1 rRNA gene is annotated in these 1,601 nt (G+C 54.3%); it reads right to left on the reverse strand.

What is annotated here, in order from left to right:
• Positions 1 to 41: 41 nt before the first annotated feature.
• A 16S ribosomal RNA gene (locus tag ABWW58_RS17080) occupies positions 42 to 1,590 on the reverse strand.
• Positions 1,591 to 1,601 lie beyond the last annotated feature (11 nt).

Consider the following 1,601-nt stretch of genomic DNA (forward strand, 5'->3'; position numbering starts at 1 on the left):
AAACAAAAGCTCAAGCGTTTCGCTATCGATCGTTTCCTTAGAAAGGAGGTGATCCAGCCGCACCTTCCGATACGGCTACCTTGTTACGACTTCACCCCAATCATCTGTCCCACCTTCGGCGGCTGAGTCCATAAAGGTTCTCGCACCGACTTCGGGTGTTACAAACTCTCGTGGTGTGACGGGCGGTGTGTACAAGGCCCGGGAACGGATTCACCGCGGCATGCTGATCCGCGATTACTAGCAATTCCGGCTTCATGCAGGCGAGTTGCAGCCTGCAATCCGAACTGGGGGTGGCTTTATGGGATTCGCTTGACCTCGCGGTTTCGCTGCCCTTTGTACCACCCATTGTAGCACGTGTGTAGCCCAGATCATAAGGGGCATGATGATTTGACGTCATCCCCACCTTCCTCCGGTTTGTCACCGGCAGTCACCTTAGAGTGCCCAACTGAATGCTGGCAACTAAGATCAAGGGTTGCGCTCGTTGCGGGACTTAACCCAACATCTCACGACACGAGCTGACGACAACCATGCACCACCTGTCACTCTGTCCCCCGAAGGGGAACGGCCTATCTCTAGGCTTGTCAGAGGATGTCAAGACCTGGTAAGGTTCTTCGCGTTGCTTCGAATTAAACCACATGCTCCACTGCTTGTGCGGGCCCCCGTCAATTCCTTTGAGTTTCAACCTTGCGGTCGTACTCCCCAGGCGGAATGCTTAATGTGTTAACTTCAGCACTAAGGGTTGGACCCCCTAACACCTAGCATTCATCGTTTACGGCGTGGACTACCAGGGTATCTAATCCTGTTTGCTCCCCACGCTTTCGCGCCTCAGCGTCAGTTACAGACCAGAGAGCCGCCTTCGCCACTGGTATTCCTCCACATATCTACGCATTTCACCGCTACACGTGGAATTCTACTCTCCTCTTCTGCACTCAAGCTTCCCAGTTTCCAATGACCATTTGCGGTTGAGCCGCAAGATTTCACATCAGACTTAAGAAGCCGCCTGCGCGCGCTTTACGCCCAATAATTCCGGACAACGCTTGCCACCTACGTATTACCGCGGCTGCTGGCACGTAGTTAGCCGTGGCTTTCTGGCCGGATACCGTCACAGTACAAGCATTTCCTCTCATACTCATTCTTCTCCGGCAACAGAGCTTTACGATCCGAAAACCTTCTTCGCTCACGCGGCGTTGCTCCATCAGACTTTCGTCCATTGTGGAAGATTCCCTACTGCTGCCTCCCGTAGGAGTTTGGGCCGTGTCTCAGTCCCAATGTGGCCGATCACCCTCTCAGGTCGGCTATGCATCGCGGTCTTGGTGGGCCGTTACCCCGCCAACTAACTAATGCACCGCGGGCCCATCTGTCAGTGATGGCCGAAACCATCTTTCAACCCTGCACCATGTGGTGCAGGGGATCATTCGGTATTAGCTGCGGTTTCCCACAGTTATCCCAATCTGACAGGCAGGTTACCCACGTGTTACTCACCCATCCGCCGCTCACATCCGGGAGCAAGCTCCCTTCAATGCGCTCGACTTGCATGTATTAGGCACGCCGCCAGCGTTCGTCCTGAGCCAGGATCAAACTCTCCAAAAAGTGTCTTGCTT

The organism is Sporolactobacillus caesalpiniae, from assembly GCF_040513385.1.
Taxonomy (GTDB): Bacteria; Bacillota; Bacilli; order Bacillales; family Sporolactobacillaceae; genus Sporolactobacillus.